10 protein-coding genes are annotated in these 15,319 nt (G+C 74.2%); 1 reads left to right on the top strand and 9 read right to left on the bottom strand.

Features of this window, described 5'->3' with window-relative positions:
- Positions 1-621 (bottom strand): carboxyl transferase domain-containing protein (locus VM95_RS35145; RefSeq protein ID WP_279616861.1); only part of this gene is annotated, 621 nt, incomplete at its 3' end.
- Positions 622-1,215: 594 nt separating this feature from the next.
- Between VM95_RS35145 and VM95_RS35140 the strand changes: the two genes are divergently transcribed.
- Complete coding sequence (locus VM95_RS35140; RefSeq protein WP_045704790.1) at positions 1,216-3,168, top strand: ABC1 kinase family protein; 1,953 nt, start codon at positions 1,216-1,218, stop codon at positions 3,166-3,168.
- Between the two features lie 64 nt (positions 3,169-3,232).
- Here VM95_RS35140 and VM95_RS35135 read toward each other — a convergent pair whose 3' ends face one another.
- The 8 genes from VM95_RS35135 to VM95_RS35100 all read right to left on the bottom strand — a co-directional run.
- Positions 3,233-3,553: a TipAS antibiotic-recognition domain-containing protein gene (locus VM95_RS35135; protein WP_045704788.1), complete on the bottom strand. Its 321-nt coding sequence runs from the start codon at positions 3,551-3,553 to the stop codon at positions 3,233-3,235.
- Between the two features lie 89 nt (positions 3,554-3,642).
- On the bottom strand, positions 3,643-4,872 hold the full coding sequence (locus VM95_RS35130) for a cytochrome P450 (protein ID WP_107073192.1): 1,230 nt from the start codon (positions 4,870-4,872) through the stop codon (positions 3,643-3,645).
- A gap of 33 nt (positions 4,873-4,905) precedes the next feature.
- Positions 4,906-5,448 carry a hypothetical protein gene (locus VM95_RS35125; RefSeq protein ID WP_045704784.1) on the bottom strand — a complete coding sequence of 181 codons (543 nt, stop codon included), beginning with the start codon at positions 5,446-5,448 and terminating at the stop codon, positions 4,906-4,908.
- 68 nt (positions 5,449-5,516) lie between these two features.
- Positions 5,517-6,374, bottom strand: a complete 858-nt coding sequence (locus VM95_RS35120) for a tryptophan 2,3-dioxygenase (RefSeq protein ID WP_052706857.1) — start codon at positions 6,372-6,374, stop codon at positions 5,517-5,519.
- A gap of 31 nt (positions 6,375-6,405) precedes the next feature.
- Complete coding sequence (locus tag VM95_RS35115) at positions 6,406-7,197, bottom strand: ABC transporter permease (protein WP_045704781.1); 792 nt, start codon at positions 7,195-7,197, stop codon at positions 6,406-6,408.
- A complete protein-coding gene (locus tag VM95_RS35110) occupies positions 7,194-8,177 on the bottom strand; it encodes a daunorubicin resistance protein DrrA family ABC transporter ATP-binding protein (protein WP_045704778.1) in 984 nt (327 codons plus the stop codon). Before VM95_RS35110 ends, VM95_RS35115 begins: the two co-directional genes overlap by 4 nt.
- A 29-nt stretch (positions 8,178-8,206) precedes the next feature.
- Positions 8,207-13,621 (bottom strand): non-ribosomal peptide synthetase, encoded by a 5,415-nt coding sequence (locus tag VM95_RS35105; protein ID WP_052707764.1) that lies wholly within the window; start codon positions 13,619-13,621, stop codon positions 8,207-8,209.
- Positions 13,618-15,319, bottom strand: a 1,702-nt coding sequence (locus VM95_RS35100; protein ID WP_244179073.1) for a condensation domain-containing protein, incomplete at its 5' end; no start/stop codon positions are given. The genes VM95_RS35100 and VM95_RS35105, both read right to left, overlap by 4 nt.

Raw genomic sequence — 15,319 nt, 5'->3', positions numbered from 1 at the left:
CTGGCTGATCTTCTCGCCGGTCACGGCCTGGACGACGTCCGGGCCGGTGATGAACATCTGCGAGGTCTCGCGGACCATGAACACGAAGTCGGTCAGCGCCGGCGAGTACGCGGCGCCGCCGGCGCACGGGCCGAGCATCACCGAGATCTGCGGGATGACGCCGGAGGCCCTGGTGTTGCGCTGGAAGATGCCGCCGTAGCCGGCCAGCGCCGAGACGCCCTCCTGGATCCGGGCGCCCGCACCGTCGTTGAGCGACACCAGGGGCGCGCCGGCCGCGATGGCCAGGTCCATCAGCTTGTGGATCTTCTGCGCGTGGGCCTCGCCCAGCGCGCCGCCGAAGATCCGGAAGTCGTGCGCGTACGCGAAGACCCGCCGGCCGTGCACGGTGCCCCAGCCGGTCACCACGCCGTCGGTGTGCGGCTTCTTGGCCTCCAGGCCGAAGCCGGTGGCCCGGTGCCGGCGCAGCTGCTCGACCTCGCGGAACGAGCCCTCGTCGAACAGCAGGTCGAGCCGTTCACGGACGGTCAGCTTGCCCTTGCCGTGCTGCGCTTCGGTCGCGCGCTCCTGGCCGCTGAGGACGCCGTCCTTGAGGTTGCGCAGCTCGGCGACCCGGTCCTGCATGGTGGACGCTGAATTCGACACGGACATCCACTCCCTCCGGTTGAGCGCCCCCCGGCGGGGGCTCACCGGCCGACTCTAGGAACGCGTCGGCGGTCACCGCGAGGAATCGGACCCGGATATGTCCCGATCGTGCCATTGTCGCAATTCCGTCAGGGGCCGCCGCAGGCCCCGATCGCCCCCGTGTCAGCTACCGGACAGCGTCGAATCCGATTCCCGGCGGCCCCCCGACACCCCTCGCGAGGTGCGAAACTGGCGAACCGGACCGGATTCCACGGCCGATCGCCGCCCCCGCCCCGGGATTGCGTGGGGCCGGTGGGAAAGGCGCGACGGAACACCGCCCCTGAGCGACCGTCCGGGCGGCGGCCGCGACCGGCCCGGCCCGCTCGGAGCACAAGCCGACAATCGGGACACCCGGCCCGCCCGGCCCGGGATTCGGTGATGATGGCACCGGGGGGAGGTGTGTCGCGGGGTGTCCGCTCCCCCGTGCACCGCCCAGGCGGCCGGCCGCTCCCGCGCCGCCGGCCAGGGCCCGACCGTTCGAGAGAAAGGAGGTACGGCCCGCCCCGCCACCCGGGGGCAGGCCGTACGTCGCCCATGCAGCTCGCTCTGCTCCTGGTCCTGTCCATCGTCGTCCCGCTGGTCTGCATCGCGGCGCTCGCCACCGGGGTCCGGCGCCTGCTGGGGCTGCGGATCGGCCGTACCCGCGCGATCCTGACCGCCCTGGTCGGCCTCGCGGCGGCGGCGGTGATCGGCGCGGCGATGGGCGACTCCCGGCGCGGCCCGATGGTGACCGTCCAGATCAGCCTCGCCGTCCTGGCCGCGATGATGTTCCTCGCGCTCTCCGAGGTGGTCCTGCCCAGCGGCTCGATCTCCGGCGTGGTCCGCTGGCCGCAGGCCTTCCGCCGCCGGCTGTCCCGCACCCGGCGCTACACCGAGCTGAGCCGGATCGCGGTGCGGCACGGGCTCGGCCGCTGGCTGCGCGCGCGCAGCCGCACCGGGCCGCAGGCCGCGGTGGAGCGGGCCGCGCTGGCGGTGTCGCTGCGGATGGCGCTGGAGGAGGCCGGGGCGACCTTCATCAAGATGGGCCAGCTGCTGTCCACCCGGTACGACCTGCTGCCGCCGGAGTTCGTCGAGGAGCTGACCCGGCTCCAGCACCAGGTCCCGCCCGAGCCGTGGCTGGAGATCGAGCAGGTGCTGACCGAGGAGCTGGGCCGGGCGCCCGGCGAGGTGTTCGCCGAGTTCGACCCGGAGCCGCTGGCCGCCGCCTCGATCGCGCAGGTGCACCGGGCCCGGCTGCACTCCGGCGAGCAGGTGGTCGTGAAGGTGCAGCGGCCCGGCGCCCGGGCCACCGTGCAGCGGGACCTGGACATCCTGTTCCGGATCAGCCGCAAGCTCGCGGAGCACACCGAGTGGGGCCGCACGGTCGGCGCCATGGAGCTCGCCGAGGGCTTCGCCCGGTCGCTGCACGAGGAGTTGGACTTCCGGGTGGAAGCCCGTAACACCACCGCCGTCCGGGCCGGGGTCGCGGGCTCGGCCACCGCCTCCGCCGTGGTGCTGCCGGACGTGCACGAGGAGTTCTCCACCCAGCGGGTCCTGATACTCAGCTGGATGGACGGCCTGACCCTGGGCGGCGCCGGGGCCCCGCAGCCGGGCGAGGAGGCCGCGCGCGAGGAACTGGCCCAGCAACTGCTGGAGTGCATGTTCGAACAGATCATGTTCGGCGGGGTGTTCCACTCCGACCCGCACCCCGGCAACATCATGCTGCTCACCGACGGCCGGCTCGCCCTGCTCGACTTCGGCTCGGTCGGGCGGGTCGACCGGGTGCTGCGGACCTCGCTGCGCAACCTGCTGCTGGCCATCCACCGCACCGACCCGGTGGCGCTGTGCGACGCGCTGCTCGAACTCGTCGAGCACGCCGAGGAGATCGACGAGACGAAGCTGGAGCGGGCGCTCGGCCGGTTCATGGCCCGGCACCTGACGCCCGGTGTGCGGCCGGACCGCGAGATGTTCGCCGACCTCTTCCTGCTGGTCGCCAAGCACGGCCTCACCTGCCCGCCGGAGATCGCCGCCGCCTTCCGCTCGCTGGCCACCCTCGAGGGCTCGATGGAGCTGCTGGTGCCCGGGTTCGACATCGTCTCCCGGGCCAAGGGCTTCGCGAAGACCCAGGTGCAGCGCAAGCTCACCCCCGCCTCGATGGCCGAGTCCGTGGTCGAGGAGGCGCTGGCGATGGCCCCGATGCTGCGCCGGCTGCCGCGCCGGGTGGAGCGGATCACCAGCTCGCTGGAGCACGGCCGGCTCGGCGTGCAGGTCCGCTTCCTCGCGGACGAGCGGGACCGCCGCTTCGTCCGCACGCTGGTGCACGAGGTGCTGCTCACCTTCATCGGCGCCGTGCTCGGCCTGATCGGGGTGCTGCTGCTCGGCACCAAGGGCGGCCCGGTGCTCGGGCACTCGCTGCAGCTGTTCCAACTCCTCGGCTACAACCTGCTGGTGGTCGCCAGCGTGCTGGCCCTGCGGGTGGTGTTCTCGATCTTCCGCGCCGACCGCTGACGGCCCGCGGCCGCCCGCCCCGGGGGGGACGGGCGGCCGCGGCCGCGGTGCGGTGCTGCTGCCGCTACTGCGGCCTGCGCTCCCGGGCGTAGGCCTCCACGATCTCGGCGACGTAGTCGGCCAGACCCGTGCGGAAGGCCTCGAAGCGGGCGTACGGCTCCGGGAAGGCGACGTAGAACCGGCCCAGCTCGATGTACATGTCGAAGTCGATCGGCCAGTACTCCATGATCCAGCCGTGGTGCTCGGCGAGGGTGTCCAGCGCGCGCGGGTCGTCCGTCGCCGTCTTCCCGTCGAAGAGCTCGACCAGCTTGGTGATGGTGCGGTCCCAGCACCCCCGGATGTACTCCTCCTCCTCCGGGGTGAACTGCCTCTCCTCGGTGCTCATGCGGTGTTCCTCTCCTCGGTGCGGTGCTCGTTGACGACGGACGGCGGACGGCTGACGGCTGACGGCTGACGGCTGACGGCGACGCGGGCTCAGCGCTCCGGGCGGAAGGTCACCGGCAGGGTGCTGTAGCCGAACAGGAAGTTGGAGTAGACCCGGCCGGCCGGCCCGGCCTGCTCGACCTCGGCGACCTGCGCGCGCAGCCCGTCCAGCAGGGCCTTCAGCTCCTCGCGGCCGAGGAAGGCGCCCAGGCAGAAGTGCGGGCCGTAGCCGAAGGTGACGTGCTTGTTGGGGGTGCGGGCGAGGTCGAAGGCCCGCGGGTCGGTGAAGACCTGCTCGTCGAAGTTGGCCGAGGTGTTCCAGAGCGTGACGATGTCCCCGGCGGCGATCCGGTGGCCGCCGATCTCCAGGTCGACCAGGGCGCGGCGGCCGAAGTGCATCGCGGGGGTCGTCCAGCGCAGGATCTCCTCCGCGGTGCTCTCCACACCGACCGCCCCGCTCTTGAACGCCCGCCACTGGTCCGGGTGTTGGATGAAGGCGAGGACGGCGCCGATCGAGGCCATCCGGCTCGACTCGTCGCCGCCCAGGATGAGGCTGTAGCAGTTGAAGACGATCTCGTCCTCGGTGAGCGGCACGCCGCCCACGGATCCGGTGGCGAGCGCGCTGATCACGTCGTCGCCGGGGTTGCGGCGGCGGGCCTTGGCGAGGTCGGAGAAGTACAGCAGGATCTCGTTGCGGGCCAGCCAGGCCTCGTCGTCGGTGCCGTCCGCGCTGTCCGCGCTGAGCACCTGCTTGTTCCAGTCCAGCAGCATCTGACGGTCCTGCGGCGGCACCGCCATCAGGTCGCAGATGGTCCCCATCGGGATGTGCTCGGCGACCTCGGCGGCGTAGTCGAAGGTCCCCTTGGCGAGCGCCCGGGCCAGCAGGTCGGTGGTCCGGATCCGGACCTGCTCCACCACGTGCGAGAGCGCCCGCGGCGAGAACGAGCGCAGCATCAGGTTGCGGATCTCCCGGTGGCGCGGGCCGTCGGTGACGGCGAGCATCTTGCCGCCGGCCGAGTCGCCGCCCTGGAGCAGGGTGGAGAGCACGTTGCCGCGCTCGGAGGTGAAGCGCTGGTTGTCCTTGTAGACGGACATCACGTCGTGGTAGCGGGTCAGCGCCCAGAAGGCGGGCAGCTGCGCGGTCGCCCGGTGCAGGTGGACCGGGCGCTCGGTGCGGAAGCGCTGCCAGAGGGCGAACAGGTCGGTGTCGACGAAGGTCCGTGGATCGGTGAGGTCGACGGCGTCCAGGTCGAACCCGGACTCGGTGCTGAGTGCGGTCATCAGAGGTGTCTTTCCGGAGAGTCGGGCGCCGGGCTACCCGGCGGCGGCCAGACGGCGGCGGGCCGCGCGCAGCCACTCCTTGCGGATGATCCCGCTGGGCAGCCGGATCACCGTCCAGTAGCGGCGGAAGCGGCGGCGGGTGACCGGGTCGGTGCTCACCACCCGGGTCTCGGTGAGCAGTTCGCCGTCCACGCAGCGGAAGTTGAAGGCCACCTTGTAGTGGCCCGGCCGGTCGAAGTCGCGGAAGCCGCGGTGGGGGTCCTCGCCCAGGTCGGCGATCCCGTTGCCGGGGCCGGTGACCTTGGCGGCCGCACCGACGACCAGCTCGTCGGGCGAGCGGTGCAGCACGCTGAAGCCGCCGGTGATCATGGCGTCCAGGAACGGGCGCGCGGTCTCGCCGCGCTTGGCGTTGATCGAGCCGAAGTTCATGAGCAGGCGGAACACCGGGACGTCCCGCCACTGGACCGCCTCGACGGCCGCGATGGCCGCAGTGGCGTCCGGCGCCGGGGCCGTCCGGACGGCCAGCCGGTGGCGCTCGCGGTGATCCCACTGGGGTAGCAGACGGTCCAGCTCCATGTTCCCACTCCTGTTCTGTGACGGGCGCCGCGGGATCGCCGCGGCGCCCGGTGGTCGCCGGCCCCTGCCTAGGACGCCGCGGCGCCGTAACCGAGCGGGCAACCGGTCGCGTCCGGCTCGGACCCGGCGTCCGCGAGGACGTCCGGCACGGCGCCGGCCCTGGCGTCGTGCAGCTCCGGGAAGAACCACTGCCCCAGAGTCTGCCGCAGGAACTCCGCGCCGGCACTGCCGCCGGTGCCGGGCTTGGCGCCCAACACCCGTACCACCAGCAGCCAGTGACGGTAACGCCACTGGTGGAAGGCCGCGTCGAAGTCCAGCAGGTCCTCCGCCAGCTCGCGCAGCTCGTCCGGGGCCAGGCCGGGGACGAACAGCTCGTCGGCGCCCAGCCCCTGACGCTCCAGCAGTGCGGCGAAGGCCTCCCGCAGCGACGGTTCGGTGAAGCGCCGGTTCATCCGCTCGCGTTCGGCCTCCGTGGAGCCCGGCAGCCGCAGGTGGCGGCGGTCGCGCAGCCCGGAGATCATCTCCAGCTCGCGGAACTGCACCGACTGGAAGCCACTGGACTCCCCCAGCGCGCCCCGGAACTCGTTGAACCCCTCGGGGGTCATCGTGCCGAGCACGTCCATCTGGACGATCCAGAGCCGGACCATCTCCCGCACCCGGCGCAGGCCCCACCGGGCCGGGCCGGTGCGGCCCTCGTCCATGGCGGCCCGCACCTGTTCCAACTCGTGCAGCGCGCAGGCGAACCAGACCTCGAAGGCCTGGTGGGTGACGATGAACAGGAGCTCGTCGTGGGCCTCGGTGCGCGGGCGCTGCAGCTCCAGCAGTCCCGCCACCTCCAGGTAGCTCCCGTAGCTGAGCGGGGCCTCCGGGGCGACGGCGGCGCCGCCCGCCGGGCCGGGTTTCGGTTCGGTCATCATCTCGGACATCGGGTCTCCCCCATCGAGCCTCAAGATTTCGTCAACGCGCCACGGCTGTCCGGTACTTGCGGACGGCCAGTGGCGCCACCAGGGCGAACAGCAGGACCATCCAGACCAGGCTCAGCAGGACCGGGTGCTGGGCGGGGAAGGCATCGGCGTTGGGCGCGGCCTGCGGGTTGCCCCACAGGTCACGGCACCCCCCGATGACCGCGCTCAGCGGGTTCCACTCGGCGATCACGGCCAGCCAGTGCGGCAGGCCGGTGAGCGGGATGTAGGCGTTCGACAGGAACATCATCGGCATCAGCAGCACGTTCGGCACCGAGGAGGCGGTCTCCGCGCTTCCCGTCGCCAGCCCGACCCACGCGCCGAGCCAGGCCATCACGAAGCCGAAGAGCAGCAGCAGTCCGAAGCCGGCCAGCACCGACAGCACGCCGGTGTGGGTCCGCCAGCCGATCGCCAGGCCGACCGCCGCCATCGCCAGGCAGCTGACCGCGCGCATCACGGTGTCCCCGACCGTCCTGCCGAGCAGCACCGCCGCGCTGGACATCGGCAGCGAGCGGAACCGGTCGGTGATGCCGTTGCGCATGTCCTCGACGGCGCCGACCGCGGTGCCCTGGACGGCCGTCATGACGCCCATGGCGAAGATGCCCGCCATGATGTACTCGTGGTAGCCACCGTTCGGGACGTCGATCACGCTGCCGAACAGCAGCCCGAACAGCAGCACGAAGATCATCGGCACCACGGTCGCCTCGACCAGCTTGTCGGGCTTGCGCATCAGGTGCTTCAGGTGCCGCTCGACGCAGATCGCGCCGTGGGCGAGTACGTCGGTCATGCCAGGCTCCGTTCCTTGTGGTCCGCGCCCTCGTCCGCCGGCCGGCCGACCTGGCCGGTGAGCGTGAGGAACACCTCGTCCAGCGAGGGCCGGCGCAGGGCGAAGTCCGCCAGCGCCACCCCCTGGCGGGCCAACTCGGCCGCGACGACGGCCAGGTCGTCCGTTCCGCCGGTGATCCGGACGGACGCGGCGCGGCCGTCCTCGGAGGACGTCGGCGCCTCGCCGGACAGCCCGGCCAGCGCCGCCAGGACGGCCGGCAGGTGGTCCGGGTCGACCGGCCGCACGTCCAGCCGCTCGCCGCCGACCTTCTGCTTCAGCTCGTCCGAGGTGCCCTCGGCGATCACCTGCCCGGTGTCCACCACCACGATCCGGTCGGCCAGTTGGTCGGCCTCCTCCAGGTACTGGGTGGTGAGCAGGATGGTGACGCCGGCCGCCACCTGCTCCCGGATCATCGCCCAGAGCACGAGCCGGCTGGCCGGGTCGAGGCCGGTGGTCGGCTCGTCGAGGAAGAGCACCTTCGGGTCGGCGACCAGGCTGGCGGCCAGGTCGAGCCGGCGGCGCATGCCGCCGGAGTAGGTGCCGGTCCGGCGGCCGGCGGCCTCGGTCAGTTCGAAGCGCTCCAGCAGGTCGTCCGCGCGCCGGCCCGCGGCGGCCCGGCCGAGCCCCTGCAGCCGGCCGACCATCTGCAGGTTCTCCCGCCCGGTCAGCAGCTCGTCGACGGCCGCGTACTGGCCGGTCAGGCCGATGCTGCGCTGGACGTCCCGGCGCTGGGTGCGCACGTCGTAGCCGGCCACCTCGGCGGTGCCCTCGTCCGCGTCCAGCAGGGTCGCCAGGATCCGGACGGTGGTGGTCTTGCCCGCCCCGTTCGGCCCGAGGACGCCGAGCACGGTCCCGGCCGGGACGGTCAGGTCGACGCCGCGCAGCGCCTCGTGGTCGCCGTAGCGCTTCCGCAGGCCGACCGCCCTGATCGCTGTCTCCATGCCTCTCCTCCAGTGGATCGTCGGGACGTTCAGTTGCCGCGGTGCAGGCGCTCGACGAGCAGGCGGCCGATCTCGGCGAGCACGGCCGTCGCCGCGATCCCGCCGTGCGTGCAGGCCAGGTCGTGTTGCTCGAAGCCGCCGGTCAGGTACGGCTTCCAGTCCTCGATCCGGGGCGACTCGGCGGTCCGGCCCTCGGTGGCGTGGAAGAACAGCACCTCGCCCCGGAAGACCCCGGGGCGCGCCGCCTCCGCGATCCGGCCGTTGTTCAGCACGACCCGCTCGATCGCCCCGACGTGCCGGGCCTGGATGCCGGGCAGGATCGCCTCGGTCAGCAGGGCCGCCGCGTCGGCGTGGCTCAGCTTCCCGGCCCGCAGGTCGGCGGCGGCCGGGCCGACCAGCTCGAACAGTTCGCGCTGGAACGCCGCCTCGTCCGTCGAGACGCGGACCGCGTGCGGGAAGGCGTCCAGCAGGGTGAGCAGCGCGACCTGCTGCCCGGCCGCCTCCAGCTCGGTGGCGATCGCCTGGGCGACCAGGCCGCCGAGGGACCAGCCGAGCAGGTGGTACGGGCCCTCGGGCTGCACCTCACGGATCCGGGCCAGGTAGTCGGCGGCCATCTCCTCGACGCTGCCGGGCAGTTCGCCCTCGCCGCGCAGGCCGCGGGCCTGCAGCGCGTAGAGCGGGCGGTCGGCCTCAAGGGTCTGCAGCAGGCCGGAGTAGATCCAGCCCAGGCCCAGGCCGGGGTGGACGCAGAACAGCGGGGCCAGGGCGCCCTCGGCGCGCAGCGGCAGCAGCACGTCCAGGGAGTCGTCGAAGGCGTCCGCGCTCCGGCCCGGGGTGAGCGCCCCGAGCGGGTTCGGGGCGGTCCGGCGGGCGGCGGGCTGGGCACCGCCGATGGCGCTGATCGGCCGGTCGGGCGCCTCGCCGGCGGCGGTCAGCAGCGCGATCAGGCGCTCGACCAGCCGCTCGGCGGTGGCCCGGTCGTAGCGCCCGGTGTCGTACCGCAGCTCGCCGTCGATGCCGGCCGGCGCGCCGGCGGCGTCGAAGCGCTCGCCCAGGCGGGCGGCCAGGTCGGCCTCGGCGGCGGGCTCGGCGACGGCGTACGGCTCGGTGCGCAGGCCGGGCAGGTCCAGGCCCGGCTCGGCGCCGTCGCGCACGGTCAGCAGCACCTGGACGAGCGGGCGCCCGGGCCGCAGGGTGTCGGCCAGCCGGTCGAACGGCAGGTCCTGCTGCGCGCGGGCCGCCAGGTCGGTCTCCCGGACGCGGGCGATCAGCTCGCGGAAGGTCGGGTCGCCGGAGGTGTCGGTGCGCAGCACCAGGGTGTTGGCGAACCGGCCGACCAGGTCGCTCAGCGCGTCCTCGGTGCGGCCGGGGACGGGGCTGCCGATCGGCACGTCCGGGCCGGCGCCGAGCGCGCTCAGCAGGGCGGCGAGGCCGGCCCGGAGCACCATCGGCATGCTCGCCTGGCCGTCCCGGGCGAGCCCGGCGAGGCGGGCGTGCAGCCTGGCGTCGAGGCGGACGGCCACGGCCTCGGCGCGGTGGGCGGGCTCCGGGCGGTCGGCGGGCAGCGAGAGCTGGTCGGGCAGGCCGGCCAGGGCCTCGCGCCAGTAGCCGAGCTGGCGGCCGGCGCGGCTCTTCGGGTCGTCCTCGGCGCCGAGGGAGCGGCGCTGCCAGAGCGCGTAGTCGGCGTACTGCACCGGCAGCGGGCGGAAGGCGGGCGCCTCGCCGCGGGCGCGGGCCGCGTAGGCGGCGGCCAGGTCGCGGGCGAGCGGCGCGACCGATCCGGCGTCGGCGGCGACGGGGTGCAGCGTGAGCAGCAGCAGGTGCTCCTCGGCGCCGAGCGCGAACAGCTCGGCGCGCAGCGGCTGGTCGGCGGTCAGGTCGAAGCCGCGGGCGGCGGCCTGCTCGACGAGGCCGGCGAGGGCGTCCTCGGTGGTGTCGGTGACGGCCAGGGCGGGCCGGGCGGCGGCCGGGTCGAGGACCAGCTGGCGCGGCTCGCCGCCGTGCTCGGGGAAGACCGTCCGCAGGATCTCGTGCCGTTCGACGAGGTCGGCCAGGGCGGCACGCAGCGCGTCCCGGTCGAGGGCGCCGTGCAGCCGGACGGCCAGCGGGATCCGCTGCGCGGCGCGCCCCGGCTCCCGGCTGTCCGCCCAGATCCGGCGCTGGGCGACGGACGGCGGCACGACCTCGGGCCGCTCCTCGACCTTCAGGACGACCTTGATGCCGCCGGCCTCGACGAGCCGCTCGGCGAGCTGGGCCACCGAGGGCGCCTCGAACAGGGCGCGGATCGGGAGCGCCACACCGAGCTCCGAGCGGATCCGGCTGATCAGCCGGGCGGCGAGCAGCGAGTGCCCGCCCATCTCGAAGAAGCTCTCCTCGACGTTCACCGCGTCGCGCTCCAGGATCGAGGCGAAGACGGCGGCGAGCGCCTCCTCCTCGGGGCCCTCGGGGGCCCGGCCGAGGCTGCCGGCGTCGGCGCCGGGCACGGGCAGGGCCTTGCGGTCCACCTTGCCGTTGGGCAGCAGCGGGAAGGCGTCGAGCACCACGAACGCGGACGGGACCATGAACTCGGGCAGCTTGGCGGCCAGGTACGCGCGCAGCTCGTCCGCCGCGACGGTCCGGTCGGCGGCGGCGACCAGGTAGGCGACCACGCGCTTGTCGCCGGGCTCGTCCTCGCGGACGATCACGCTGGCGTGGCCGACCGCGGGGTGCAGGCCGACGACGGACTCGATCTCGCCGAGCTCGATCCGGAAGCCGCGCACCTTCACCTGGTCGTCGGCGCGCCCGGCGAACTCCAGCGTGCCGTCGGCGCGCCAGCGGCCGAGGTCGCCGGAGCGGTAGAGCCGGGAGCCGGCCGGGCCGTAGGGGTTGGCGACGAAGCGCTCGGCGGTCAGGCCGGGCCGCTGGTGGTAGCCGCGGGCCAGGCCCTCGCCGGAGATGTACATCTCGCCGGCGACGCCGGGCGGCACCGGGCGCAGCGCCTTGTCCAGCACGTACACCCGGGAGTTGGCGAACGGCCGGCCGATCGGCGGGGTGCCGCCGGGGGTGAGGGCCCCGCTCATGGTGGCGCCGACGGTGGTCTCGGTGGGGCCGTAGCCGTTGAGCAGGCGGCGGCCGGGCGACCAGCGGGCGACCAGTTCGGGGGTGCAGGCGTCGCCGGTGGAGACCAGGGTGGCGCCGGCCAGCACCTCGTCGTCGGCGGGCAGCGCGGCCAGGGCGACCGGCGGCAGGGTGGCGTGGGTGACGCCGTGCCGGCGGACGACCTCGGCGAGCGGCTCGCCGGGCAGCAGGTCGTCGGCGGTGCCGAGGACCAGGGCGGCGCCGGAGAGCAGGCCCATCGCGATGTCCCAGAAGCCGGCGTCGAAGCTGACCGAGGCGAACTGCAGCACCCGGCTGCCGGGCCCGGCCTGGACGGTCTCGGCCTGGGTGGCGACCAGGCTGGCGAGGCCGCGGTGCGGGACCACGACCCCCTTGGGGCGGCCGGTGGAGCCGGAGGTGTAGATGACGTACACCGGGTTGGCCGGCCGCAGCGGGGCGGTGCGCTGCGCGTCGGTGGGGTCGGTGTCGGGGCGCTCGGCCAGGGCGGCGAGCACGGCCGGGTCGTCCAGCACCACGCGCGGCATCTCCGCGCCGGCCGCGTCGAGCAGTTCGGCGGTGGCGGCGGTGGCCAGGCCGACCACCGGACGGGCGTCGGCGATCATGAAGTCGAGCCGGTCGGCCGGGTACTCCGGGTCGAGCGGCAGGTACGCGGCGCCGGCCTTGCTGACGGCCCAGAGCGCGACGATCAGCTCGACCGAGCGGGGCACCGAGACGGCGACGAACTGCTCGGGGCCGACGCCCGCCGCGATCAGGTGGTGGGCCAGCCGGTTGGCGCGGGCGTTCAGCTCGCCGTAGGAGACCACGGTGTCCCGGAAGAGCAGGGCCGGCGCGTCCGGGTCGGCGGCGGCGCGGGCCTGGAACAGCTCGGGCAGGGTGGCCGGGGCGACCTCGCGGGCGCTGTCGTTCCAGTCCGTGAGGAGCTTGCGGCGCTCGTCGGCGGAGAGCACGTCCAGCCGGCCGATCAGCTGGTCCGGGTCGGCGGCGACGGCGGTGAGCAGCCGGACCAGCCGGTCCAGCACGGCCGTGGCGGCGTCCTCCTCGTACAGGTCGGGGGCGTAGCACAGCCGCAGGTGCAGGTCCTCGCCCATCAGGCCGGCGGCGAGGTTCAGCGGGTAGTGGGCGCCGTCGCGGCCGTCCACGCCGGAGAACCGGACGCCGCCGACCTCCATCCGCTCGGTGGCCGGGTCCACCGGGTAGTTCTGGTAGACCAGCGTGGTGTCGAACAGCTCGCCGTGGCCGGAGAGCTGCTGCGCGTCGGTGAGGCTGACGTGCTGGTAGGCGAGCAGTTCGGTCTGCTCCTGCTGCAGGCGGCCGAGCGCGCTCGCGAGCGAGTCGCCGGCGCGCAGCCGGACCCGGACCGGCAGGGTGTTGATGAACAGGCCGACCATGGTGTCGACGTCCGGGATCTCCGGCGGGCGGCCGGAGACGATCGCGCCGAACACCACGTCCTCGCGCCCGGTCAGGGCGCTCAGCAGCAGGCCCCAGGCGCCCTGGATGACGGTGTTGACGGTGAGTCCGCGGCTGCGGGCCAGCGCCTGGAGGGCGGCGGTGACCTCGGCGGGCACCTCCCGGTGCAGCCAGCCGGGCCGCACCAGCGCCCGGCCGCGGCTGGACGGGACGACCAGCGTCGGGTCGTCGATCCCGGCCAGCGCCTGCCGCCAGGCCTGCTCGGCGGCGTCGGCGTCCTGCTCGGCGAGCCAGGCGAGGTAGTCGCGGTACGGGGTGACCGGGCGCAGCACGGAGGCGTCGCCCTTGCTCGCGTACAGCTCGAACAGCTCGCGGACCAGGATGGGGATCGACCAGCCGTCCATCAGGATGTGGTGCTTGGTCATCATCAGCCGGAACCGCTCGGGCGCCAGCCGCAGGACGGTGAAGCGGATCAGCGGCGGGCGGGTGAGGTCGAACGGGCGGGCCTGGTCCTCGTCGGCGAGCCGGGTGAGCTCGGCCTGCTGCCGTTCGGCGTCCAGGCCACTGAGGTCGATCTGCTCCCACGGCACGGCGACCTTGCGGTGCACCAGCTGGACGGGCTTGCTCGCCTTGTCGTGGCGGAAGCCGACCCGCAGGTTGGCGTGCCGCTCCAGCAGGGCGCGGGCGGCGACCCGCAGGGCGCGGGTGTCCAGCGGGCCCTCCAGGTCGAGCAGCATCTGGTGGACGTAGAGGTCGGGGCCGTCCTCGTCGTAGAGGGCCTGGAAGAGCATGCCCTCCTGGAGCGGCGAGAGCGGGAGGATGTCCTCGACGGCGGACTTCTTCGCGCCCTGGGCCCTGGTGCCCGGCGCTTCGGTGCTCCGGGCCGTGGCGGTCTGCGGGCCGGCGGTGGTGCCGGGCTTCTGCGCGCCGGAATCGGTCACTTTGCGGTCTCCCATTCGTCCTCGAAGTCGTCCTCGTCCAGCTCGTCGGCGAGGTCGTCGCCGATCTCCGCCGCGAAGCCGTCCAGTTCGTCCTGGCTCAGCGAGACCAGGGACAGGTCGGACGGGGTGAAGCCGCCGCTGTCGGGGCGGTCGGCATGTGCCGCCAACGCCCGGACGGCACGGCTGAAGCAGTCGGCCAGGTCCTCGATCTCCCGCTCGCGCAGCAGCGTCTGCGGCCAGGACCAGACGAGCAGCAGGCGCGGCCCGTCCGGGTGGTCCTCGGTCAGCGCGGTGACGCCCAGCGCGTGGCTCATCGGCGTCTCCGGCTCGGGCCGGCCGCCTTCCAGTGCCGCGCCGGAGAGCACGCCCTCGTCGACGACCGGGGTCCACGGCTCGGCGGTCGCGCCGCCGACGGCCGAGCTGCGGCCGAGGTAGTTGAAGCTGACCTGCGGGCCCAGGAGGTCGGCCAGCACCGCCCGGGTGTCGTGGTTGAGGTGGCGCAGCAGGCCGTAGCCGAGGCCGTGGTCGGGCACGGCGCGCAGCTGCTCCTTGACCAGCTTGAGCGCCTGGCCGACGCCCACGCCGCCGTCCGCGACCTGGGTCCGGTCCACCCCGGCGACGTCGAGCCGGACGGGGTGCACGCTGGTGAACCAGCCGACCGTGCGGGACAGGTCCACGCCCTCGACGACGTCCTCGCGGCCGTGGCCCTCCAGTTCGACCAGGACGGCCGTCTCCTCCTCCTCGCCCCGGCCGGCCCGCCACTCGGCGACGGCGAGGGCGAGGGCGGTGAGCAGCACGTCGTTGACGCCGGCGTGGTAGGCGGCGGGGAGCGTGGTCAGCAGCGGGGCGACGTGCTCGGCCGGCTCGGTGCGGGTCAGGTAGCGCATGGTGCCCAGCACGTCCGTGTTCGGGTCGAACGGCCGCTCGCCCAGCAGGGCGTCGGGCACGTCCAGCATCTCCTCCCAGAGGGCGAGTTCGGCGACCCGCTCGGGCTTGTGGGCGAGCGCGACCAGCTGCTCGGCCCAGCGGCGCACGGACGTCCCGGTGGGCTGCAGCTCCGGCTCGCGGCCGGCGGCCAGCGCCTCGCAGGCGGCGGCCAGGTCGGGGACCAGGACCTGCCAGGAGACGGTGTCCACCGCGAGGTGGTGCACGACCAGCAGCACGCGGCCGGGGGTGTCCGGTCCGGCGTCGAACCAGACCACCTGCAGCAGGACGCCGGCGTCCGGGTCCATCCGGGCCCAGGCCGCCACGTCCTGCGCGGAGCTGACGGCGCGCAGCGCGGCCGGGTCGAGGCCCGCCGTGTCGACCCGCAGGACGCAGTCGGCCGCGTCGACGGCGCCGCGCTCGGGCACGGTCGTCCGCCAGCCGCCGGCCTCGCGGGTCAGCCGCATCCGCAGCGCGTCGTGGTGGTCGAGCAGGGCCTGGACGGCGGCGGTCAGGTGCTCCTCGGTCAGGCCGGCCGGGGCGTTCAGCAGGGTGGACTGGTTGAACTGGCGGATCGGGCCGCCGCGTTCGCGCAGCGCGTGGACGGCCGGGGTGAGCGGCACCTCGCCGATGCCCTCGTCCGGCCCCTCGCTCACCACCTGGTCGAGGCTGCCCGCGACGGCGGCGAGGGCGGCGACGGTCTTGTGCTCGAAGACCTGGCGCGGGGTGATCACCAGACCGGCCTTGCGGGCGCGGCTGACCAGCTGGATGGAG

Source organism: Streptomyces rubellomurinus, from assembly GCF_000961885.1.
GTDB lineage: Bacteria > Actinomycetota > Actinomycetes > Streptomycetales > Streptomycetaceae > Kitasatospora > Kitasatospora rubellomurina.
Note: the sequence above shows the minus strand (reverse complement) of the source record. Positions and strands in the feature narration are given on the sequence as shown.